Raw genomic sequence first — 22,285 nt, forward strand, 5'->3', positions numbered from 1 at the left:
CTTCTTCCCGCGTTCCATCACGCCCTGACCGGCCCGCCGCGGGTGCCGACACCGGCACGGCGCGGCGGGCCGGACCGCTTCGCCGCGGTCCGGGCGTGCCGTGCCGGCAACGCCAGTGCGCAAGGCGCTGCCGGCACGGGTTCGGCACGGGTTCTCTTCCCGCGCGCTGGCCCCGCCGCCGCCAGGTTCAGCGGCCCGGCTCCTTGCGCGCCGCGCCGAAAGGCCGCCACCAGCCCGTGGCCAGGCTGGTGCCCAGCAGGATCACGGCGCCGCCGCCGAGCATCGACGGCGTCACGCGCTCGCCCAGCGCCAGGCCGCCCCAGAGCATCGCGAACATCGGCACCAGGTAGGTCACCGTGGTGGCCCGCGCCGGCCCGACGCGCGCGATGAGCCCGAAGTACATGACGTAGGCCACGCCGGTGCACAGCACGCCCAGCGCCAGCGCGGCGGCCCAGTCCAGCGCGCCGGGCGGCTGCGCGGGCCAGGCCAGCGCCGCCGCCGGCGCCAGGGCCAGCGTGGCCACGAGCTGGCTGCCGGTGGCCAGCGCCAGCGCCGGCGTGCCCGTGAGCCAGCGCCGCGTGGCGTTGGCCGCCACGCCGTACATCAGCGGCGCCGCCAGGCAGGCCAGCACCGCCAGCGCCGTGCCCGCGCCCTGGGTGCCGGACTTCAGCCCCGCCTTGTCCCAGGCCAGGCCCAGCACGCCGGCGAAGCCCAGCGCCAGGCCCAGCAGCCGCGACGCGTCCAGCCGCTCGCCGAGCCACAGCCGCGCCACCAGCGCGCCCCACAGCGGCGTGGTGGCGTTGAAGATGGCCGCCAGCCCGCCGCTGAGGTACTGCGCCGCGAAGCTGAAGCACACGAAGGGCAGCGCCGAGTTCAGCAGCCCCACCACCGCCAGCGCGCCCCAGCGGCCGCGGCAGGCCGCCAGCGCGCCGGGCTGCATCCATTGCAGCAGCGGCAGCAGCACCGCGCTGGCCACGGCCACGCGCACGGCCGACAGCGGCGAGGCACCGAAGGCCGGCGCGGCCACGCGCATGAACAGGAACGAGCCGCCCCACACCGCCGCCAGCAGCAGCAACTCCAGCCGGTCGCGCCCTTTCATGCCGCCGCTTTTTCAGGGATGGCCGGCAGGGCGCGGCGCGCGGGCCGTGCAGCGAGGTGGGGCAGGGCGGCCGCGGCGGGGCGCCGGGCCGGTTGAGCGGGAAACGACCAAGACTTCATCCCGGGATCATAGGCAGCCGCCGGGACAGCAGCCGCCGTCCCGTGCCGGCCAGGGCCAGGGCCGGGGCCGCGGCAGCCGGCTGCCTACAATCGCCGCGCCAGGAGGACATTCATGCAGACAGCCGCATCCGCTTTCAAGGCCTACGACATCCGTGGCGTCGTGGGACAGACGATCGACGAGACCTTTGCCGAGCACCTGGGCCGCGCTTTCGGCACCGAGGCGCTGGCCGCCGGCGAGCGCGCCGTGGCGGTGGGGCGCGACGGCCGCGTCTCCGGCCCCGGGCTGGTGCAGGCGCTCATGCGCGGCCTGGCCTCCACCGGCCTCGACGTGGTGGACCTCGGCGCCGTGACCACGCCGATGCTCTACTACGTGGCCGCCACGCGCGGCCAGCACGGCTGCCACAGCGGCATCCAGGTCACGGGCAGCCACAACCCCAAGGACTACAACGGCTTCAAGATGGTGCTGGCCGGGCGCGCCATCTACGGCGAGGAGATCCAGGGCCTGCGCCGGCGCATGGAGGCCGAGGACTATGCGCAGGGCAGCGGGCGCATCGGCGCCATGGACATCGTCCCCGAGTACACGCACCGCATCACCAGCGACGCGAAGCTCGCGCGCCCGATGAAGATCGTCGTGGACTGCGGCAACGGCATTCCCGGCGCCAGCGCCCCGGCCATCCTGCGCGCGCTGGGCTGCGAGGTCATCGACCTCTACAGCCGCGTCGATGGCGACTTCCCGAACCACCATCCCGACCCGAGCAAGCCCGAAAACCTCGCCGACCTGATCAAGGTCGTCAACGCCACCGAGGCCGAGCTGGGCCTGGCCTTCGACGGCGACGGCGACCGCCTGGGCGTGGTCACGCGCGACGGCCAGATCATCTACCCCGACCGCCAGCTCATGCTGTTCGCGCGCGACATCCTCTCGCGCCAGCCCGGCGCGCAGATCATCTACGACGTCAAGTGCAGCCAGCGCCTGACCGAGGAGGTGCGCGCCGCCGGCGGCCAGCCGCTGATGTGGAAGACCGGGCACTCGCTGGTCAAGGCCAAGCTCAAGGAGACGGGCGCCCCGATCGCCGGCGAGATGAGCGGGCACATCTTCTTCGCCGAGCGCTGGTACGGCTTCGACGACGGCATGTACACCGCGGCGCGGCTGCTGGAGATCCTCTCGCGCAGCGACGACCCCAGCGCCGTGCTCAACGCGCTGCCGCAGAGCTTCAACACCCCGGAGCTCAACGTCGCCTGCGAGGAAGGCGAGCCGCACGCGCTGATCGAGCGGCTGCGCGAGACGGCGCGGTTCCCCGGCGGCGAGATGGTCACCATCGACGGGCTGCGCGCCGACTACAGCGACGGCTTCGGGCTGATCCGCGCCTCCAACACCACGCCGGTGCTGGTGCTGCGCTTCGAGGGCCACACCGAGGAGGCGCTGCACCGCATCGAGGGCGAGTTCATGGCCGCGCTGCGCGCCGTCAAGCCCGACGCCCGCATCGCCGCGGCGGCGCACTGAGCGAGCGCGGGAGCCTCGTCGTCATGCGGGCGCTGGCGCGCTGGCTCTATGGCGCGCTGCTGTGGGTGCTGACGCCGGCCTACCTGCTGCGGCTGTGGCGCCGCGGCGCGCGGGAGCCGGCCTACCGCGAGCGCTGGGGCGAGCGCCTGGGCCGCTACGGCTACCCGGCGCCCACGCCGCGGCGGCTGCTGTGGCTGCATGCGGTGTCGCTGGGCGAGACGCGCGCGGCTGCGCCGCTGGTCGAGGCGCTGCGCGCGCAGCAGCCGGGCCTGCGGCTGCTGCTGACCACCTCCACGGCCACCGGCTGGGCGGCGGGCCGCCCGCTGCTGCGCGCCGGCGACGTGCACACCTGGCTGCCCTACGACACGCCCGGCGCGGTGCGCCGCTTCCTGCGCCACCACCGCCCGCTCATGGGCGTGCTGATGGAAACCGAGGTCTGGCCCAACCTGCTGCACGTCGCCGCCGCCGAGCGCGTGCCCATGGTGCTGGCCAACGCGCGGCTGAGCGAGAAGAGCCTGAAGCGGGGCGAGCGCTTTGCCTGGCTGCTGCGCCCGGCCGCCGAGGCCTTCCTGCGCGTGCTGGCGCAGACGCAGGACGACGCGCGGCGGCTGCGCGACATGGGCGCGCCGTCGGTGGAGGTGTGCGGCAACCTGAAGTTCGACATCGCCCCGCCGCCGGCGCTGCTGGCGCGCGGCCAGCACTGGCGCGCCGCGCTGCAGCGCCCGGTGGTGCTGGCCGCGAGCACGCGCGAGGGCGAGGAAGGGCCGCTGCTGGCGGCCTGGCGCGAGCTGCCGCAGCCGCGGCCGCTGCTGCTGCTGGTGCCGCGCCACCCGCAGCGCTTCGACGAGGTGGCGGCGCTGGTCGAGCAGGCCAACTTCAGCCTGCGCCGGCGCAGCGCCTGGGGCGAGGGCGACCCGGACGCGGACGCCGCCCAGGCCGACGTGTGGCTGGGCGACTCCATCGGCGAGATGGCGCTGTACTACGCCTGCGCCGACGCCGGGCTGCTGGGCGGCAGCTTCGAGCCGCTGGGCGGGCAGAACCTGATCGAGGCCGCGGCCTGCGGCTGCCCGCTGGTGCTTGGGCCGCACACCTTCAATTTCGCCGAGGCCGCGGAGCTGGCGGTGCAGGCGCGCGCGGCGATGCGCGCGGCCGACATGCGCCAGGGCGTGGTCTACGCCGCGATGCTGGCCATCGACCCGCAGCGCAACGGCTGGGTCGAGCGCTCGCTGACCTTCGCCAGCCGCCACCGCGGCGCCACCGAGCGCATGGCCGAACGCATCGTCGGGCTGCTGCCGGCGGTGGTTTGAGGGGGTATCGGCGGGGTACCGGCGGGGTATTGGCGGGGGTATCGGGCGGGGTGTTTCAGGGTGCCGCCGGCGCCGCCAGCATCGCCGCCACCGGCTCCAGGTCGCCGGGCTCCAGCAGGCCCGCGGCCTGGCGCAGCTTCAGCGCGTTGATCAGGAGCTCATAGCGCGCGCGGTAGAGGTCGCGCTGCGTGGTGTAGAGCTGGGTCTGGGCGTTGAGCACGTCCAGGTTGACGCGCACGCCCACGCGGTAGCCCAGCTGCGTGGCTTCGAGCGCGAGGCGGCTGGAGCTTTCCGCGGCCTCCAGCGCGCCGACCTGCGCGCGGCCCGACTGCACCGTGCTCCAGAGCTGGCGCGTGGCCAGCGCCACGCTGCGCTGCGTCGCCTCCAGGTCTTCCGTCGCCTTGTCGCGCAGCTTGAGCGTCTCGTCGACGCGGTTGCTGACCGAGCCGCCCGCGTACAGCGGCAGGTTGAGCTGCACGCCCAGGCTGCCGACGCGCGTGCTGCCGGCGGCGGTGGTGTTGGCCACGCCGGCGCCGTTGGAGTTGCCGCGCCCCACCGAGCCCACGAGATCCACGGTGGGCAGGTGGCCGGCGCGGGCCTTGTCCACCTCCAGCCGCGCGATCTCCAGCGCCGCCTGCGCGCGCTGCACCTGCGGGTGCAGCGTGCGGCTGGCCTCGATCCAGGGGCCGATGTCTTCGGGCACCAGCACCTCGGGCAGCCGCACCGGCTGGCGCAGCGGCAGCGGCTGCACGCCGGCGCGGCCGACGAGCTGGTCCAGCGCCGCGCGCCGGGTGCGCAGGTCGTTGTCGGCGGCGATCTCCTGGGCAGTGGCCAGGTCGAAACGCGCCTGTGCCTCGCGCGTGTCGGTGATGGTGGCGGTGCCGACCTCAAAGTTGCGCTTGGCCGAAGCCAGCTGCTCGCTGATGGCCTGCTTGCTCTGGCGCGTGGTCACGAGCGTGTCCTGCGCGGCCAGCACGTCGAAGTAGGCCTGCGCCACGCGCAGCAGCAGGTCCTGCTCGGCCACCTGCAGTTCGGCCAGCGAGCCCTCCAGGCTGAAGCGCGACTGCTCGATGGTGGCGCCGTTGGCGCGGTTGAACAGCGGCTGGCGCGCGTTGAGCGCCAGCTGCGTGGCATTGGAGTCGCGCGGGCGGCTGCCGGTGGCGGTGCCGATGCTGCCCTCGGTGCGCGTGGCGCTGCCGGCCAGCGCGACGTTGGGGCGGCGCAGCGCCAGGCTCTGCGCGGCGCGGTACGGCGCCGACTCGGCCAGCGCGCGTGCGCTCAGGTAGGCCGCGTCGAAGCCGCGCGCGGCCTGGTAGAGCTCGGTCAGGCTCTGCGCCTGGGCCGTGCTGGCCAGCGCCAGCAGCAGCCCGGCCAGGCGGCAGGAGGTTTTCAGGGACGGCATGGCGGGCGTTGTTGCAATCGATGGGGCCGCGGCGTGGGGCGGGCGGCCCGGGACGGATCAGGTCGGGAGCGGGACGGCAGGGGCGGTTTCGGGCCCCGGCGCCGCACCTGCGCCGCGGCGCGGGTGGCGGGCGGGCAGGGTGGCTTCAGTAGCGCGGCAGCCGCGGGTCGATCTCGCGCGACCAGGCGTCGATGCCGCCGACCACGTCGCAGACCTCGTCGAAGCCGTGGCGCGCCAGGTATGCCGCCACGCTGGCGCTGCGCACGCCGTGGTGGCACAGGCAGACGATGGGCGCGTCATCGGGCAGCTCGTTGAGGCGCGCCGTGAGCTCGCTCATCGGGATGTCGAGCGCGCGCGCGCCCGGCAGCCGCAGCGCCGCCAGCGCCACTTCCCAGGGCTCGCGCACGTCCAGCAGCACCGGCTGGCGCGCGGCGTTGTCGCGCAGGAAGTCCTGCAGCTCGGTCACGCGCAGGCGTTGCATGGCGGCGGGTCTCGGCGGCTGGGGGTTCAGAAGGAGAAGCGCGTGGGCTCGGGGAAGTTCAGCAGGCGCGGTGCCAGGGTGTCGAACAGCACGACCTCGCCGAACTCGCGCTCGCCGCTGCGGGTGAAGAGCGTGGCGCGCATCACCGGCTCCTGGCCGACGATGGCGATGAGGCGGCCGCCGACCTTGAGCTGCTCCAGCAGCGCCTGCGGCACCGAGGCCACCGAGCCCGACAGCACGATGGCGTCGAAGGGCGCCTCGCCGGGCAGGCCCTGGGCGCCGTCGCCCTGGCGCACGGTGGCGTTCATGACGCCGGCGCGCTGCAGGTTGGCCTTGGCCAGCGCCACCATCTCCGGCGCCAGGTCCAGCGTGAAGACCTGCTGCGCGCGGTGCGCCAGCAGCGCGGCCATGTAGCCCGAGCCGGCGCCGATTTCGAGCACCTTCTCGTGGCGCTGCAGCCGCAGCTCCTGCAGCAGCCGCGCTTCCTGCTTGGGTTCGAGCATGCACTGGCCGGCGGCGCCGCCGTCGCGCAGCGGCACCATCATGTCCACGAAGGCCAGCGCGCGCTGCTCGGCCGGCACGAAGTCCTCGCGCCTCATCACCGCCAGCAGCGTGAGCACGTCCGAATCCAGCACGTCCCAGGGCCGGATCTGTTGCTCGATCATGTTGAAGCGGGCTTGTTCGACGTTCATGGTGGTTGTGTAGGTTGGGCAGCTTGGAAGCTTGGAAATCGACGGCGGGCATTCTAGGCGGCCCCCATGTCACGGGGCTTGCGCCGGCGCGACAAGCGGTCGCACCCGCTGCCTAGAATTTCCGCATGAACGCCACCCGCCGCCGCCTGCTGCTCACCTTCCCGGCGCTGGGCGCCGCCGCCCTGGCCGGCTGCGCCGGGCTGCGCCTGCCGTCGCAGCTGACCCTCACGCAGCCCGAGCTCGACGCGCGCCTGGCGCGGCGCTTCCCGCGCACGCAGCGCGTGCTGGAGGTGATCGACCTGACCCTGAGCGAGCCGCGCGTGGCGCTGCTGCCCATCCAGAACCGCCTGGGCTGCGAATTCGCGCTGGGCGTGCGCGAGCGGCTGCTCGACAACCGCTATGCCGGGCACATCGCCTTCGACTCCGCGCTGCGCTGGGAGCCGCGCGACGCCTCGCTGCGCCTGGCGCAGGTGGCCGTGCAGCGCCTGGACCTCGCCGGCGCGTCCGGGGCGTTCACGGGCCAGGCGCAGCGCCTGGGCCGGCTGCTGGCCGAGCAGGTGCTCGAAGGCTTCACGCTGTGGCAGATGCCGCCCGAGCAGCAGCAGCGGCTGCAGCGCGCGGGGCTGGGCGTGGGCGACATCCAGGTCACGCCGCGGGGGCTGGTGGTCGATTTCTCCCGCCCGGCGGCACCCGCGCCGGCGTACTGAAACCGGCCGCGGCCACCGTTGCGCAGGCACCACGCCCGCGGGAAAGCCCGGGACACAATGCCCGCTTTTGCGCTGCGCGGAGCTTTCCTTGGACTGGGACTGGGACTGGATGCTGCTATTGAAGGCCGTCGTGATGGGGGTGGTGGAAGGGCTCACCGAGTTCCTGCCGATCTCCTCCACAGGACACCTGATCCTCACGGCCTCGCTGCTGGACTTCCATGGCGAGACGGCCAAGGTCTTCGACATTGCCATCCAGACCGGCGCCATGTTCGCCGTCGTCTGGGAGTACCGCCAGCGGCTGCTGGGCACGGTGCGCGGCCTGGGGCACGACCCGGTGGCGCGCCGTTTCGCGCTCAACGTGCTGGTGGCCTTCATCCCCGCGGTGGTGCTGGGGCTGGCGCTGGGCAAGACCATCAAGGAACACCTCTTCAAGCCCGTGCCGGTGGCGATCGCGCTCGTGGTGGGGGGGCTGCTGATCCTGTGGATCGAGAAGCGCCACCGCGCCGCCTACGGCGACGCCGACCTGAAGGGCCAGCGCCTGGCGCGGGTGGAGACGGTGGACCAGCTCAGCGGCCTGGACGCGCTCAAGATCGGGCTGCTGCAGTGCCTGGCGCTGATCCCGGGCACCAGCCGCTCCGGCGCCACGATCATGGGCGCGATGCTGCTGGGCGTGTCGCGCAAGGCGGCCACCGAGTTCAGCTTCTACCTGGGCATCCCGACGCTCATGGGCGCCGGCGCCTACTCGGTGTGGAAGCAGCGCGACGCGCTCTACGTGAGCGACCTGCCGATGTTCGCGGTGGGCACGGTGGTGGCCTTCGTCAGCGCGCTGCTGTGCATCCGCTGGCTCATCCGCTACGTCTCCAGCCACGACTTCGTTCCCTTCGCCTGGTACCGCATCGTCTTCGGCGGCATCGTGCTGCTGACGGCCTACACGGGCTGGGTGGAGTGGGCGGCCTGAGGCGACCCGCGACCCGCGCCCCGCGGCTTTTCTTTTCCCGGCTGACAAGAGGAAGGAGCGTGCCATGCGCCTGGTGATCGGCAACAAGAACTACTCGTCGTGGTCGATGCGGCCGTGGGTGCTGATGAAGCACTTCGGCATGCCGTTCGAGGAGGTGAAGCTGCGCTTCAACTTCACGCCGGGCTCGGACTTCTACCGCCAGCTCGCCGCCTTCACGCCCGCGGGCAAGGTGCCGGTGCTGCTCGACGGCGAGCTGGCCGTCTGGGACACGCTGGCCATCGCCGAGTACCTGGCCGAGAAGTTTCCGCAGCACGCCGTCTGGCCGCGCGACGCCGCGGCGCGCGCGCGGGCGCGCTCGGTCTGCGCCGAGATGCACGCCGGCTTCACGGCGCTGCGCGGGCGCTGCGGGCAGAACCTGGAGGCGAGCCTGCCCGACGTGGGCGCGCGGCTGCTGGCCGAGGACGACGGCGCACTGCGCCGCGACCTGGACCGCGTCGTGGCGCTGTGGCAGGACGCGCTGCGCGCCAGCGGCGGCCCCTTCCTGTTCGGCGGATTCTCGGCGGCCGACGCCTACTACGTGCCCGTGGTGGGGCGGCTGCGCACCTACGGGCTGCCGGTGCCGGACGACGTGGCCGACTACATGGCGCGCGTGTGGGCCACGCCCGCCGTCGCGGCCTGGGTGGCCGACGCGCTGGCCGAAGCGGACTTCCTCGACTTCGAGGAGCCGTACCGGTCCGCGCGCTGAGCTGCTGCCCGGTTCAGCGCTTCCTGAACACCAGGTCCCACACCCCGTGGCCCAGGCGCAGGCCGCGGGCCTCGAACTTGGTCAGCGGCCGGTAGGCCGGGCGCGGTGAGTAGCCCTCGGCTGTGTTCTCCAGGGCGCCTTCCGCCGACAGCACTTCGAGCATCTGCTCGGCGTAGGGCTGCCAGTCGGTGGCGCAGTGCAGGTAGCCGCCGGGGGCCAGGCGCGAAGCGAGCTTCGCCACGAAGGGGCCCTGGATCAGGCGGCGCTTGTGGTGCTTCTTTTTGTGCCAGGGGTCGGGGAAGAAGACGTGGATGCCGGCCAGCGAGGCCGGCGCGACCATGTGCTCCAGCACCTCCACCGCGTCGTGCTGGACGATGCGCAGGTTGGTCAGGCCCTGCTCGCCGATGGTCTTGAGCAGCGCGCCCACGCCGGGGGTGTGCACCTCCACGCCCAGGAAGTCGTGGTCGGGCAGCGTGGCGGCGATCTGCGCCGTGGCGCCGCCCATGCCGAAGCCGATTTCCAGCACCAGCGGCGCCTGTCGGCCGAAGACGGCCGGCGCGTCGATCGGCGCGGGGGCGTAGGGCAGCACGAAGCGCGGGCCCAGCTCGGCCAGCGCGCGCTGCTGGCCCGTGCCCATGCGGCCGGCGCGCAGCACGAAGCTGCGGATGGCGCGGGCGTGCTCGGGGCGGGAGGGCGGCGGGGCGGAAGCGTCGTCGGTCATGAACAGGGGAGGCGGCTACGCGCCGGTGTCGGGCAAAAACGAGGGGCCGCATTGTGCCGTGGCGCCGCCGGCCTCCGGCGGCCACGCGGCCTGGCGCGGCGCACGCGCCGGCCCGGGACGTGTCAAAAGACCGCCGCCCGGCGCCGCGCCGCAACGGTGGCCGGCGCCGCCCGGGGACACCCTTCCAGGGGCCCTATAATGGGTGCCAACGCGGGCGTCGTATAACGGCTATTACCTTAGCTTCCCAAGCTAATGACGAGGGTTCGACTCCCTTCGCCCGCTCCAGGACATCTCCCCACAGGGCCGCTTCTAGCGGCCTTGGTTGTTTCTGCGGAGAGACTTTCCGCGCGGGCACATGGCCTGTCGGTCGGTGCATCGGGCGCGAGGTGCCAAGCCCGATGTCGGGACTTGGCTGCCAGGGGCAGGTCGAGCCTGGGGCTCTTCGGCGCGCATTTGTCATGCGTGTCCCCGTCCGGGCTCCCTGCGGCCTCGCCGTACCATGTCCCCATGTCCGACCCCCGGGAGCCCCCCATGAACCCCTACCGCCTGATCGTCGTCGCCGCCGACCCGGCCGGCTTGGCCGATGCGGGCTGGGGCGATTTCGACATCCAGTCCTGCGCCGACCTCGACGCTGCCGCCGCCGCGCTGCAGCAGGCCCCGGTCGATGCGCTGTGGATCACGGCACCGGATGCGCCAGCGCAGCAGGCGCTGCTGCACTGGCCGGCGCTCTCGGCCGCGGTGCTCGACGCGGCGCTGGTGGCCTCGCTGGCGCAGCCCGCCGATGGCCTGGCGCTGCTGCGCCGCGGCGCGCAGGACCTGCTGCCGCTGTCCGCCCCGCCGGCCGAGGTGGCGCGCGCGCTGCGGCTGGGCATCGAGCGCAAGCGCCTGGAGCAGGCCGCGCGCAGCGCCTGGGCCACCGACATGGCCACCGGGCTGCCCAACCGGGCCCAGCTCATCGAGCACGTCAGCCACCTGCTGGCGCTGCGCGAGCGCGAGCCCGCGCCCATGGCCCTGCTGGCCGTGCGCATCGAGGGCTTCGCCACCGTCCAGGCGCGCCTGGGCGGCGAGTCGGCCCACGTGCTGCGGCGCAAGGTGGCGGTGCGGCTGCGCGCGCAGCTGCGCGCCAGCGACGTGGTGGCCTCCGTCGGCGCCGACGGCTTCGCCGTGCTGCTGGCCTGGATCGACGCGCCCGGCGATGCGCGCAAGGTCGCCGACAAGCTCGCCGCGGCGCTGCAGCGGCCCTTCAGCCTGCAGGGCGAGGCCGTGGCCGTCGGCGTGGCGCTGGGCATCAGCCTCAGCCCCGAGGACGGGCGCGATGCCGAGGAGCTGCTGCGCCGCTCCCTGGCCCTGGCCGCCACGGCGCCGGCGCTGGGCCGCGCCGGCTACGCCAATTTCAGCGAGCGCGGCGCGGTGCCGGCGGCCAACGACGAGGAGTGAAGGTGCCGGCCCGCCGGGCGGCGCCGCCTCGCTGCATTCACTTCTGGATGTCGCCCAGGCACAGGTACTTCATCTCGACGTAGTCCTCGATGCCGTGGCGCGAGCCCTCGCGGCCCAGGCCCGACTGCTTGACGCCGCCGAAGGGCACCTCCGCCGTCGAGATGATCCCGGTGTTGACGCCCACCATGCCGTACTCCAGCGCCTCGCCGACGCGGAAGATGCGGCCGATGTCGCGGCTGTAGAAGTAGCTCGCCAGGCCGAACTCGGTGGCGTTGGCCAGCTCGATGGCCTCGGCCTCGGTGGCGAAGCGCTGCACCGGCGCCACGGGGCCGAAGGTCTCCTCGCGCGTGCACAGCATCTCGCGCGTCACGTCGGCCAGCACCGTGGGCGCGTAGAACAGGTTGCTGCCCAGGCCCTGCACGCGCGCGCCGCCGCCCACGAGCCGCGCGCCCTTGGAGAGGGCGTCGGCCACGTGCGCCTCCACCTTGTCCAGCGCCGCGGGCTCGATCAGCGGGCCCACCTGCACGCCGGCGTCGAAGCCGTTGCCCACCTTCAGCAGCGCGGCGCGCTCGGCCAGCTTCGCCACGAAGGCGTCGTACACCCCTTCCTGCACGTAGAGGCGGTTGGCGCAGACGCAGGTCTGGCCGGCGTTGCGGTACTTGCTGGCCAGCGCCCCTTCGACGGCGCTGTCCAGTTCGGCGTCGTCGAAGACGATGAAGGGCGCGTTGCCGCCCAGCTCCAGGCTCAGCTTCTTGATGCTGGGCGCGCACTGCTTCATGAGGATGCGGCCGACCTCGGTCGAGCCGGTGAAGCTGAGGTGGCGCACGGTGTCGCTCTCGCACAGCACCTGGCCGATCTCGATGGAGCGCTGCGCGTCGGCGGTGAGCACGTTGAGCACGCCCGCGGGCATGCCCGCGCGCTGCGCCAGCTCCGCCACGGCCAGTGCCGACAGCGGGGTGGCCTCGGCCGGCTTGATCACCACGGGGCAGCCCGCGGCCAGCGCCGGAGCCACCTTGCGCGTGATCATGGCGATGGGGAAGTTCCACGGCGTGATGGCCGCGCATACGCCGATGGGCTGCCTGATCACGAGGTAGCGCTTGTTGGCGTCGGTGGTGGGCACCGTCTCGCCATAGACGCGCTTGGCTTCTTCCGCGAACCACTCGATGAAGCTGGCGCCGTAGCCGACTTCGCCGCGGGACTCCGACAGCGGCTTGCCCTGCTCGGCGGTCATGAGGCGCGCCAGGTCCTCGGCGTTCAGCAGCAGCAGCTGGTACCAGCGCATGAGGATGGCGGCGCGCTCCTTGGCGGTCTTGGCGCGCCAGGCCGGCCAGGCCTTGTCGGCGGCCTGGATCGCGGCGCGCGCCTCGGCCGCGCCCAGGTTGGGCACCGTGGCCAGCGGCTGCCCGGTGGCGGGGTCGCGCACCTCGAAGCGGTCCTCCGCGCCGATCCACTCGCCGCCGACCAGGGCGTGGGTCTTGAGCAGGCTCGGGTCCTGGAGCCGGGCCAGCGGGCTGGTGTTGTCCATGGTTGTCGTCCTCTGGAAGTGTTGCGGTGGGCAAAGCGCCGCAGGGGCGTTGCCCGCGGGAAACGGGTCACTCTAGCGCTTGTATTCCGTTCGTCCTGAGGTATCGAAGGATGAACGGCCCCCGCTGCGAGGCTGCCATCCGAGCCTGCCGGATTCGTCCTTCGATACCTCAGGACGAACGGTTCCTTCGTGGCGGAATCGCAATCGGCTCAGCCCCGCCGCCCGCGCAGCCACTCCAGCACCAGCATCAGCGCGGTGGTGAAGATGGTCAGCAGCGTGGCCACGGCGGCGATGGTCGGGTTGATGTTCTCGCGGATGCCCGTGAACATCTGCCGCGGCAGCGTCACCTGCTCGGGGCCGGCAATGAACAGCGTCACCACCACCTCGTCGAAGGAGGTGGCAAAGGCGAACAGCGCGCCCGAGATCACGCCCGGCGCGATCACCGGCAGCGTGACGCGGAAGAAGGTCTCCAGCGGCGAGGCGCCCAGGCTCAGGCTGGCGCGCACCAGGTTGAAGTTGAAGCCCTGCAGCGTCGCCAGCACCGTGGTCAGCACGAAGGGCGCGCCCAGGGCGGCATGCACGATCACGAGGCCGAGATAGCTGTCGGCCAGCCCGATGCGCGCGAAGAACAGGTAGCAGGCCACGCCCACCACGACGATGGGCACGACCATGGGCAGGATCAGCAGGCTCATGAGCAGCCCCTTGCCCGGGAACTGCACCCGCGCCAGGCCCACCGCCGCGAGCGTGCCCAGCACGGTGGCGACCACGGTGGCCGCCGGCGCGACGATGAAGCTGTTCTTCGCGGCGCGGGCCCAGTCGGCGCTGGTGAAGAGCTGCTCGTACCAGCGCAGGCTCCAGTCGGGAATGGGGTAGGCCAGGAACGAGCTGGCCGAGAAGGACAGCGGCACCACCACCAGGATCGGCAGCAGCAGGAACAGCAGCAGCGCCACGCCGAAGAGGCGCAGCGCGAACCAGCCGGCCTTGTCCAGCAGCGTGTAGTGGGCGGGGAAGGCGGGAAGGGAGAAGGCAGCCATCGAATCGTTCCTCGCTCAACCCAGGCTCAGCTCGGCGCGCGCCAGGCGCCGGTACACGCCGTAGAGCAGCAGCGTCGCGGCCAGCAGCACGGCGCCCAGGGCGCAGGCCATGCCCCAGTTCACGTCCACGTTGGTGTACTGGGCGATGTAGTAGGACAGCATCTGGTCGTCGGCGCCGCCCAGCAGCGCGGGCGTGACGTAGTAGCCCAGCGCCAGGATGAACACCAGCAGCCCGCCCGCGCCCACGCCGGGCAGCGTCTGCGGCAGCACGACGCGGAAGAACGCGGCCAGCGGCGGGCTGCCCAGCGAGATGGCCGCGCGCAAGTAGCTCGGCGGCACGGTGCGCATCACGCTGTATAGCGGCAGGATCATGAACGGCAGCAGGATGTGCACCATGGCGATGATCACGCCGGTGCGGTTGAACAGCAGCTCCAGCGGCTCGCTGACCACGCCCAGGAACATCAGGGCGCCGTTGACCAGCCCCTCGCGCTGCAGCAGCACGATCCAGGCGGCCACGCGCACGAGGATGGAAGTCCAGAACGGCACCAGCACCAGGATCATCAGCATGTTGGCGCGGCGTGCCGGCAGCGTGGACAGCCACCAGGCCAGCGGATAGGCCAGCAGCGCGCACAGCAGCGTCACCACCGCGCCGATGCCCAGCGTGCGCGCGAGGATGCGCCCGAACACGCGCTGCTCGGGCTCCACGCGCGAGAGGCCGCCCTCGGGGTCGCGCTTGAGGTCCACCGCGGTGAGCAGGTAGTCGGGCGTCCAGCGCGCGGCGTTCTTGGCGATGGCCTGCCAGTAGCGCTCCTGGCTCCAGCGCTCGTCCAGGGCCAGCAGCTTGTCGCGCGCCGCGGCGCCGTCCCGGGCCCAGGCCTCGTCCTCGTGCACGGCGCGGTACGCGCCCATGATGAGCGAGCGCGCGCCCGAGGCCTCGCTGTTGAGGCGCCGCGCCAGGGCGCCGGCCTGGGCGCGGTCGTCGATGGCGGCCAGGTCCTGCGCCAGCGCCGCGTAGGCCGCGGCCGGCACCTCGCCGTGGCGCCAGCCGTGCAGCGCCTGCCCGGTGCGCTGCAGCGTGGTGGCGACTTCCGGGTTCTCCACCGCGCGCAGCAGCAGCGCGCCGATGGGCACCAGCAGCGTCGCCAGCAGGAACAGCAGCAGCGGCAGCGTCAGCGCGATGGCGCCGAGGCGCTTGCGCCGGCCGGCGCGCTGGAGTTGCGCGCGCAACGCGGCGGAGTGGGCCGGCGCGACCAGGCCGGGCGAGCCGGCGGCGTCCAGCGTGGCGGCTTGGGCGGTGCTCATGGGTTCTTCACTTCTCAATCGACGCTGACGATGGCCCCGCCATGACTGCGCGGGACAAGGTGGGCCGCAAGAAAAAACGTCGTCATTCCGGCGAAAGCCGGAATCCACGAACGCTGCGATGCCGCGCTGGCCGGCGCAGGCATGTGCCCGCGCTGGCCATTCCAGCGCCCCGGTACGCGTGGATCCCGGCTTTCGCCGGGATGACGGCGTGGTTGGCTGGCGGCCTGCGTGATCAGCAGGCGGTCATCAGGCGCTCGTGGGCCTCAGCCTCACTGCGCCGCCCAGGAAGCAAACCGCTTCTCCAGCTCCTCGCCCGCATCGGCCCAGAACTTGACGTTGAACTGCAGCGCATCCTTCGCGTTGGCAGGCGCCGTGGGCAGCTGCTCCAGCGTCCTGGGATCGACCTTGGGCATGGCCTTGACGTTGGTCGGGCCGTAGTTGATGTGGCGCGTGTACTCGGCCTGCGCGTCGGGCGAGGAGGCGTGGGCGATGAACCTGTAGGCCGCGTCCTTGTTGGGCGAGCCCTTGACGATGGTCCAGTAGTCCAGGTCGTAGATGCCGCCGGTCCAGGTGATCTTGAGGTTCTTGCCCTCGCGCTGCGCGGCGTCGATGCGGCCGTTGAAGGCGGTGGCCATCACCACGTCGCCGGCCACCAGGAACTGCGGCGGCTGCGCGCCGGCCTCCCACCACTGGATGCTCGGCCGCAGCTCGGTGAGCTTCCTGAAGGCGCGGTCGGCCCCTTCCTTGGTCGAGAGCACCTTGTAGACGTCGGCGGACTTGACGCCGTCGGCCATCAGCGCGAACTCCAGGTTGTAGCGCGCGCCCTTGCGCATGGCGCGCTTGCCGGGGTACTTCTTCGTGTCCCAGAAGTCGGCCCAGGTCTTCGGGGCGTCCTTGATCTTGTCGGCGTTGTAGGCCATGACCGTGGACCAGATGAAGATGCCCACGCCGCACTCGTGCACGGCGGCCAGCTGGAAGTCGGCCTTCGGGGCGATCTTCGAGTAGTCGAGCTTCTCGAACAGGCCTTCGTCGCAGCCGCGCGCCACGTCAGGGCTCTCGACCTCGACCACGTCCCAGGTCACCTTCTTCGTCTCGACCATGGCCTTCACCTTGGCCTGCTCGCCGTTGTATTCGACCGAGGTGATCTTCACGCCGCTGCCCTTCTCGAAAGGCTCGACGAAGGCCTTCTTCTGCGCCGCGCCGTTGGCGCCGCCGAAGTTGACCACCGTGAGCTGGCTCTGCGCCAGCGCCGGCAGCGCCAGCGCGGCGGCGGCCAGCACGGTCAGGCCGGTCAGGGTCTTGCCCAGGGACTTCCTGTTCATGTCTCGTTCTCCTCGTCGGTGGGGGTCGTGGTGGGGAAGGGTTGAAGCGAAGGCGTTCAGGTGCTGAGTTCAGGCATACACGCGCAGGTACGGCACGGGGAAGTGCAGCCACACCGTCTGCCCGGCCACCGGCTGCTCGTTGCGCGACAGCGCCAGCTTCACGGTGGCCTGTGCCTGGCCCGGCAGCGCGCAGCGCAGGCGCAGGTGGTCGCCGAAGTAGATGACGTCGTTGACGGCGGCCTTGAGCGTGTTCGACTCGTTCGCCGGCGGCGTGAACAGCGCCTCGATGCGCTCGGGCCGCACGCTGGCCAGCACCGCGTCGCCGGGCAGCGCGCCGTTGACGTTGATGCCCGCCAGGCGCTCGCCGCCGGGCAGCACCAGCTCGCAGCTGTCGCCGGTGGCGGTGCCGACCACGCCGTGGAGCTGCGTGCTGTCGCCGACGAAGCCGGCGACGAAGCGGTTCGCCGGCGTCTCGTAGAGCCGCTCCACGGCGTCGATCTGCTGGATGGCGCCGTCGTTGAAGACCGCGACGCGGTCGCTCATGGTCAGCGCCTCGCCCTGGTCGTGCGTGACGTACACGAAGGTCACGCCCAGCTGGCGGTGCAGCTCCTTGAGCTCGATCTGCATGTGCTCGCGCAACTGCTTGTCCAGCGCGCCCAGCGGCTCGTCCATGAGCACCAGCTGCGGCTCGAACACCATGGCGCGCGCCAGCGCCACGCGCTGCTGCTGGCCGCCGGAGAGCTGCTGCGGGTAGGCCTTGTCGCGCCCGTCCAGGCGCACCATGGCTAGCGCGCGGGCCACGCGCGCCGCGATCTCGGCCTTGGGCACGCGGCGCACGGTGAGCGGGTAGGCCACGTTCTGCGCCACGGTCAGGTGCGGGAACAGCGCGTAGTTCTGGAACACCATGCCGAAGTTGCGCTTGTGCGGCGGGGTGCGCGTGATGGGCTGGCCGCCCAGGCTGATCTCGCCGGCGGTGGGCGACTCGAAGCCAGCGAGCATCATCAGGCAGGTGGTCTTGCCCGAGCCCGAGGGGCCCAGCAGCGACAGGAACTCGCCGCGGCGGATGTCGAGGTCGAGGTTGCGCACCACCAGCGTGTCGCCGTCGTAGGTCTTCTGCACGCCGCTGAAGCGCACCAGCACGTCGTCGGGCACGGCGGTGGATGCGGGCGCACCGGGCATCGCGGCCGCGGTCGGGTGCGGCAGCACGGTGGCGGAGACGCGTTCGGCTTTCTTCTGTACGGCAGCGAGCATGGCGGGCCTCGGGTTCGGTTCGGTGGACTCTAAGGGCGGGGTCGGCCGCCGGACCATGTACAGACACAGCAAGCCGTCGCGCGGCTGTATCGGCGTGGATTCCGGTACAGCCGGCCGCGCTGGTGCGGCGCGCGGTGCGCCGCGGTGCATGCGTCGCACCAGGGCAGGGCGAGCTGGTGAAGTATTCCGTTCGTCCTGAGGTATCGAAGGATGACGGCCCCCGCTGTGTGGCAGCCATCCGAGCCTGTCGGATTCGGCCTTCGATACCTCAGTCCGAACGGAACAGAAGGGCAACGCTTTCGAGGGCACTGCACCAGCCTCCCGGATTCGTCCTTCGATACCTCAGGACGAACGGGTCTTTTCACGGGCGAGGAAAAACAGAATCAGGAAAACTTAAGGCAGGTGCCGTCAGGAAAAGGCCTGCAGCCCCGTCTGGGCGCGGCCCAGGATCAGCGCGTGGATGTCGTGCGTGCCCTCGTAGGTGTTCACGACTTCCAGGTTCACCAGGTGGCGCGCCACGCCGAACTCGTCGCTGATGCCGTTGCCGCCCATCATGTCGCGCGCCAGCCGCGCCACGTCGAGCGCCTTGCCGCAGCTGTTGCGCTTCATCAGGCTGGTGATCTCGACCGCGGCCGTGCCCTCGTCCTTCATGCGCCCCAGGCGCAGCACGCCCTGCAGGCCCAGCGTGATCTCGGTCTGCATGTCGGCGAGCTTCTTCTGGATCAGCTGGTTCGCCGCCAGCGGCTTGCCGAACTGCTTGCGGTCCAGCACGTACTGGCGCGCGCGCATCCAGCAGTCCTCGGCCGCGCCCAGCGCGCCCCAGGCGATGCCGTAGCGCGCGGAGTTCAGGCAGGTGAAGGGGCCCTTCAAGCCGCGCACCTCCGGAAAGGCGTTCTCCTCGGGACAGAACACCCGGTCCATCACGATCTCGCCGGTGATGGATGCGCGCAGCCCGACCTTGCCGTGAATGGCAGGCGCGGACAAGCCTTCGAAGCCCTTCTCCAGAATGAAACCGCGGATGGCGCCGTCCTCGTCCTTGGCCCAGACCACGAACACGTCGGCGATCGGCGCGTTCGTGATCCAGGTCTTGGCGCCCGTGAGCTCCCAGCCGCCGCTGACCTTGCGCGCGCGGCTGGCCATGCCGCCCGGGTCGGAGCCGTGGTCGGGCTCGGTCAGGCCGAAGCAGCCGATCCACTCGCCGCGCGCGAGCTTGGGCAGGTATTTCCGCTTCTGCGCCTCGGTGCCGAACTCGTGGATCGGCACCATCACCAGCGAGCTCTGCACGCTCATCATCGAGCGGTAGCCCGAATCCACGCGCTCGACCTCGCGCGCGATCAGGCCGTAGGCGACGTAGCCCAGGCCGGCGCCGCCGTAGGCCTCGGGAATGGTCGGGCCGAGCAGGCCCATTTCTCCCATCTCGCGAAAGATGGCCGGGTCGGTGCGCTCGTGGCGGAAGGCGTCGAGCACGCGCGGCGCCAGGCGCCCCTGCGCGTACTCGCGCGCGGCGTCGCGCAGCGCGCGCTCGTCGGCGTCGAGCTGCTGCTCCAGCAGCAGCGGGTCGTCCCAGTGGAAGCGGGCGGTGTGGGGCATGGCCGGCGCTCCTCCCGCTTCAGGCCTGGGCCAGCCGGTCGAACAGGCCGCCGAGGATGGTTAAACCCTCGTCGAGCACCGCGTCGGAGGCCGTCAGCGGCACCAGGATGCGGATGACGTTGGCGTGGGTGCCGCAGGACAGCAGGATCAGCCCGGCCTGCGCCGCGGCCTTGACGATCTGCTGCGTCAGCGCCGCGGCCGGGCGCTGCACGTCGCCGCCCTCGAACAGCTCGACGGCCACCATCGCGCCCAGGCCGCGCACCTCGCCGATGGTCGGGTGCCGCGCGGCGATGGCGCGCAGCCCGGCCACCAGACGCTCGCCCACGGCGCGGCTGCGCTCCAGCAGCTGCTCGCGCTCGAAGGCGTCGAGCACCGCCAGCGCGGCGGCGCAGGCCAGGGGGTTGCCGGCGTAGGTGCCGCCCAGGCCGCCGGGGCCGGGCGCGTCCATGATCTCGGCGCGGCCGATCACCGCCGACAGCGGCATGCCGCCGCCCAGCGACTTGGCCATGGTGATGAGGTCGGGCACCACGTCGCCCCACTGCTCGCAGGCCAGGAAGGTGCCGGTGCGGCCGGCGCCGGTCTGCACCTCGTCGGCGATCAGCACGATGCCGTGGCGGTCGCAGATGTCGCGCAGCGCCCGCACGAAGGCCGGCGGCGCGACGTAGAAGCCGCCTTCGCCCTGCACCGGCTCCAGGATGATCGCGGCCACGCGCGAGGGCTCCACGTCGTACTTGAACAGCGCCTCGACCGAGGCCACGGCGTCCTCCACGCTCACGCCGTGCAGCGGGCAGGGGAATTTCCCATGGAAGATCTCGGCGGGCATCGGGCCGAAGCCCTGCTTGTAGGGCACGACCTTGCCGGTGAGCGCCATGCCCAGCAGCGTGCGGCCGTGGAAGGCGCCGCCGAAGGCGATGACGGCCGAGCGCCTGGTGTAGGCGCGGGCGATCTTGACGGCGTTCTCGACGGCCTCGGCGCCGCTGGTGAGCAGGAAGCTCTTCTTGGCGAACTCGCCCGGGGCCAGGGCGTTCAGCCGCTCGCACAGCTCGACATAGGGCTCGTAGGCCAGCACCTGGAAGCAGGTGTGGGTGAAACGCTCCAGCTGCGCCTGCACCGCGGCGACTACGGCCGGATGCCGGTGGCCGGTGTTGAGCACGGCGATGCCGCCGGCGAAGTCGATGTAGCGGCGGCCCTCGACGTCCCAGACCTCGGCGTTCTCGGCGCGCTGCACGAAGATCTCGTGGGCCTGGCCCATGCCGGCGGGCAGCGCGGCGCGGCGGCGGGCCATCAGGGCGGCGTTGGTGTGCAGGTGGGGGTCGCGGTGCATGGGCTTCTCTCCGGGGTGGGGCGTTTCAATCGATCGGCCCACTCTAGGCAGCTCCCGGCGCCGCGGCCATGTACAGCCCGGGCGCCGTGCCGGGTGCACTGTGCAGGGCGCGGCACCGGTACAGCGCCCTGACGGCGCTTGAAACGCCCGCCGGCGCGGTACGCTCGCCGCCGCCGTCAATCCCTTCTTGCGTGGGCCGTTTGCCATGTTCAGTCTCCATCCCCAATCGTCCACGCCGCTGGTGGTGCAGATCGTCGAGGGGATGCGCCGGCTGATCGAGGAGGGCTCGCTGCGCGCGGGCGCGAAGGTGCCGTCGATCCGGCAGTTCGCGCAGGCGCACGAGGTCAGCGTCTTCACGGTGGTGGAGGCCTACGACCGGCTGGTGGCGCAGGGCTGGCTGGTGTCGCGCCCGCACTCGGGCTTCTTCGTGCGCCGGCGCGCCACGGACGTGCAGCGCTCCAGCGCCGCGGCCGCCGCCGGCACCGGCGCGGCGGCCTTCGACGCCATGTGGTACCTGCGCAAGATCTTCGAGAACCGGCACCTGTCCATGAAGCCCGGCTGCGGCTGGCTGCCGCACGGCTGGCTGTTCGAGGACGGCTTGAAGCGCAGCGTGCGCGCGCTGGCCGTGGGCGAGGTGGACCTGGCCGGCTACGGCGACCCCAAGGGCTTCGTGCCGCTGCGCCAGCTCATCCGCGACCTGCTGGCCGAGCAGGAGGTGGCGGTGCAGCCCGAGCAGGTGCTGCTCACGCACGGCTCCAGCCAGGCGCTGGACCTGGCCGCGCGGCGCCTGGTGCGCCCGGGCGACGTGGTGCTGGTGGACGACCCCGGCTACGCCAACCTGCTGTTCAGCCTGCGCTACCTGGGCGCGCAGCTCGTGGGCGTGCCGCGCACCCCCACCGGCTGGGACCTGGCCGCGCTGGAGGCGCTGCTGGCCGAGCACCGGCCGCGCGTGTTCTTCACCCAGCCGCGGCTGCACAGCCCGACCGGCTCGGTGGCGACGCTGTCGCAGCTGCACCGCGTGCTGCAGCTGGCCGAGCGGCACGATTTATTGATCGTCGAGAACGACCTCTATGCCGACCTCGACCCCGACCCGCGCCCGTCGCTGGCCGGGCTGGACCAGCTCGCGCGCGTGGTGCACATCGGCAGCTTCTCCAAGACCGTGTCGCCGAACCTGCGCGTGGGCTACCTGGTGGCCGATCCGGAGCTGGTGGAGGACCTGGCGCAGCTCAAGATGATCGCCGGGCTCACGTCCTCGGAGTTCAGCGAGCGGCTGGTCTATGGCGCGCTGACCGAGGGGCGCTGGCGCAAGCACCTGAAGTCGCTGCGCGAGCGGCTGGGCCAGGCGCACGAGCGCGTGGCGACGCGGCTGGACGACCTGGGCTTCGAGCTGTTCGCCGAGCCCAAGGCCGGCATGTTCCTGTGGGCGCGGCACCCGGACATCGCCGACCCGGCGCTCACCGCCAACAAGGCCACCGAGCAGGACATCCTGCTGGGGCCCGGGCACCTGTTCTCTCCGGGCATGCTGCCGTCGCCGTGGATGCGCTTCAACGTGGCGCACTGCGACGACGAGCGGCTCTTTGCCTTCCTGGACGCGCAGCGCTTCGCGGGCTGAGGGCGAGGCCAGGGCGGCACCGCCCCGGGCGCCGGGCGGGCAAGCCGGCGCTCCTACAATCGGCGGTTTCGGCCGGGCCCGGACTCACGCCAGTGCTCCACGGCGTGCCCGCAACGCAGCGCCCCGGTTCGAACCCCCACACCTTCGAGAAAGCCG

19 protein-coding genes and 1 tRNA gene are annotated in these 22,285 nt (G+C 72.2%); 8 read left to right on the top strand and 12 right to left on the bottom strand.

Going from position 1 to position 22,285, the window contains the following annotated elements; genetic code table 11:
* Window positions 1-187 precede the first annotated feature (187 nt).
* Window positions 188-1,099 (bottom strand): DMT family transporter, encoded by a 912-nt coding sequence (locus FJ694_RS13265; RefSeq protein WP_157267715.1) that lies wholly within the window; start codon window positions 1,097-1,099, stop codon window positions 188-190.
* Window positions 1,100-1,330: 231 nt separating this feature from the next.
* Between FJ694_RS13265 and FJ694_RS13270 the strand changes: the two genes are divergently transcribed.
* Window positions 1,331-2,719, top strand: coding sequence for a phosphomannomutase/phosphoglucomutase (locus FJ694_RS13270; RefSeq protein WP_157267716.1), 1,389 nt, complete (start codon window positions 1,331-1,333; stop codon window positions 2,717-2,719).
* A gap of 23 nt (window positions 2,720-2,742) precedes the next feature.
* On the top strand, window positions 2,743-4,026 hold the full coding sequence (locus FJ694_RS13275; protein WP_157267717.1) for a 3-deoxy-D-manno-octulosonic acid transferase: 1,284 nt from the start codon (window positions 2,743-2,745) through the stop codon (window positions 4,024-4,026).
* A 55-nt stretch (window positions 4,027-4,081) separates the two neighbouring features.
* On the opposite strand, the gene FJ694_RS13280 is transcribed toward FJ694_RS13275, so the two are convergent.
* The 3 genes from FJ694_RS13280 to FJ694_RS13290 all read right to left on the bottom strand — a co-directional run bounded on the left by FJ694_RS13280 (window position 4,082) and on the right by FJ694_RS13290 (window position 6,601).
* The gene (locus FJ694_RS13280) at window positions 4,082-5,428 is read right to left on the bottom strand and encodes a TolC family outer membrane protein (RefSeq protein WP_157267718.1); all 1,347 of its coding nucleotides are present in this window, start codon (window positions 5,426-5,428) and stop codon (window positions 4,082-4,084) included.
* A 145-nt stretch (window positions 5,429-5,573) separates the two neighbouring features.
* Entirely contained in the window at window positions 5,574-5,909 is a 336-nt protein-coding gene (locus FJ694_RS13285; protein WP_157267719.1) for a rhodanese-like domain-containing protein, read from the bottom strand.
* Window positions 5,910-5,935: 26 nt separating this feature from the next.
* The gene (locus FJ694_RS13290; protein ID WP_157267720.1) at window positions 5,936-6,601 is read right to left on the bottom strand and encodes a protein-L-isoaspartate O-methyltransferase family protein; all 666 of its coding nucleotides are present in this window, start codon (window positions 6,599-6,601) and stop codon (window positions 5,936-5,938) included.
* Between the two features lie 125 nt (window positions 6,602-6,726).
* On the opposite strand from FJ694_RS13290, the gene FJ694_RS13295 reads away from it, so the two are divergent.
* The 3 genes from FJ694_RS13295 to FJ694_RS13305 all read left to right on the top strand — a co-directional run bounded on the left by FJ694_RS13295 (window position 6,727) and on the right by FJ694_RS13305 (window position 9,011).
* Window positions 6,727-7,308, top strand: a complete 582-nt coding sequence (locus FJ694_RS13295) for a hypothetical protein (RefSeq protein ID WP_157267721.1) — start codon at window positions 6,727-6,729, stop codon at window positions 7,306-7,308.
* A gap of 109 nt (window positions 7,309-7,417) precedes the next feature.
* A complete protein-coding gene (locus FJ694_RS13300) occupies window positions 7,418-8,266 on the top strand; it encodes an undecaprenyl-diphosphate phosphatase (protein ID WP_157267743.1) in 849 nt (282 codons plus the stop codon).
* 64 nt (window positions 8,267-8,330) lie between these two features.
* Window positions 8,331-9,011 carry a glutathione S-transferase family protein gene (locus tag FJ694_RS13305; protein ID WP_157267722.1) on the top strand — a complete coding sequence of 227 codons (681 nt, stop codon included), beginning with the start codon at window positions 8,331-8,333 and terminating at the stop codon, window positions 9,009-9,011.
* Window positions 9,012-9,024: 13 nt separating this feature from the next.
* Here the strand turns inward: FJ694_RS13305 and trmB are convergent, their stop codons facing one another.
* On the bottom strand, window positions 9,025-9,732 hold the full coding sequence (gene trmB / locus FJ694_RS13310) for a tRNA (guanosine(46)-N7)-methyltransferase TrmB (protein WP_157267723.1): 708 nt from the start codon (window positions 9,730-9,732) through the stop codon (window positions 9,025-9,027).
* Window positions 9,733-9,942: 210 nt separating this feature from the next.
* Here trmB and FJ694_RS13315 point away from each other — a divergent pair.
* Together FJ694_RS13315 and FJ694_RS13320 are read left to right on the top strand one after the other, a co-directional pair.
* Window positions 9,943-10,017: transfer RNA gene (locus tag FJ694_RS13315), tRNA-Gly, on the top strand.
* A 246-nt stretch (window positions 10,018-10,263) separates the two neighbouring features.
* On the top strand, window positions 10,264-11,169 hold the full coding sequence (locus tag FJ694_RS13320; protein ID WP_157267724.1) for a GGDEF domain-containing protein: 906 nt from the start codon (window positions 10,264-10,266) through the stop codon (window positions 11,167-11,169).
* Window positions 11,170-11,206: 37 nt separating this feature from the next.
* Here the strand turns inward: FJ694_RS13320 and FJ694_RS13325 are convergent, their stop codons facing one another.
* From FJ694_RS13325 to gabT, 7 genes are all read right to left on the bottom strand, one after another.
* Window positions 11,207-12,694 carry an NAD-dependent succinate-semialdehyde dehydrogenase gene (locus FJ694_RS13325; RefSeq protein WP_157267725.1) on the bottom strand — a complete coding sequence of 496 codons (1,488 nt, stop codon included), beginning with the start codon at window positions 12,692-12,694 and terminating at the stop codon, window positions 11,207-11,209.
* A gap of 209 nt (window positions 12,695-12,903) precedes the next feature.
* On the bottom strand, window positions 12,904-13,728 hold the full coding sequence (locus tag FJ694_RS13330; RefSeq protein ID WP_157267726.1) for an ABC transporter permease: 825 nt from the start codon (window positions 13,726-13,728) through the stop codon (window positions 12,904-12,906).
* Window positions 13,729-13,743: 15 nt separating this feature from the next.
* Window positions 13,744-15,030 (bottom strand): ABC transporter permease, encoded by a 1,287-nt coding sequence (locus FJ694_RS13335; protein WP_157267727.1) that lies wholly within the window; start codon window positions 15,028-15,030, stop codon window positions 13,744-13,746.
* Between the two features lie 269 nt (window positions 15,031-15,299).
* Window positions 15,300-16,352, bottom strand: a complete 1,053-nt coding sequence (locus tag FJ694_RS13340; protein WP_157267728.1) for an ABC transporter substrate-binding protein — start codon at window positions 16,350-16,352, stop codon at window positions 15,300-15,302.
* A gap of 69 nt (window positions 16,353-16,421) precedes the next feature.
* Window positions 16,422-17,531: an ABC transporter ATP-binding protein gene (locus FJ694_RS13345; RefSeq protein ID WP_157267744.1), complete on the bottom strand. Its 1,110-nt coding sequence runs from the start codon at window positions 17,529-17,531 to the stop codon at window positions 16,422-16,424.
* 480 nt (window positions 17,532-18,011) lie between these two features.
* A complete protein-coding gene (locus tag FJ694_RS13350) occupies window positions 18,012-19,193 on the bottom strand; it encodes an acyl-CoA dehydrogenase (protein ID WP_157267729.1) in 1,182 nt (393 codons plus the stop codon).
* Window positions 19,194-19,212: 19 nt separating this feature from the next.
* Complete coding sequence (gabT, locus tag FJ694_RS13355) at window positions 19,213-20,517, bottom strand: 4-aminobutyrate--2-oxoglutarate transaminase (RefSeq protein WP_157267730.1); 1,305 nt, start codon at window positions 20,515-20,517, stop codon at window positions 19,213-19,215.
* Between the two features lie 205 nt (window positions 20,518-20,722).
* Between gabT and FJ694_RS13360 the strand changes: the two genes are divergently transcribed.
* Entirely contained in the window at window positions 20,723-22,129 is a 1,407-nt protein-coding gene (locus FJ694_RS13360; RefSeq protein WP_157267731.1) for an aminotransferase-like domain-containing protein, read from the top strand.
* Window positions 22,130-22,285: the final 156 nt, after the last annotated feature.

The sequence above is a fragment of the Azohydromonas aeria genome (assembly GCF_009760915.1).
Classification (GTDB): Bacteria; Pseudomonadota; Gammaproteobacteria; order Burkholderiales; family Burkholderiaceae_C; genus Azohydromonas; species Azohydromonas aeria.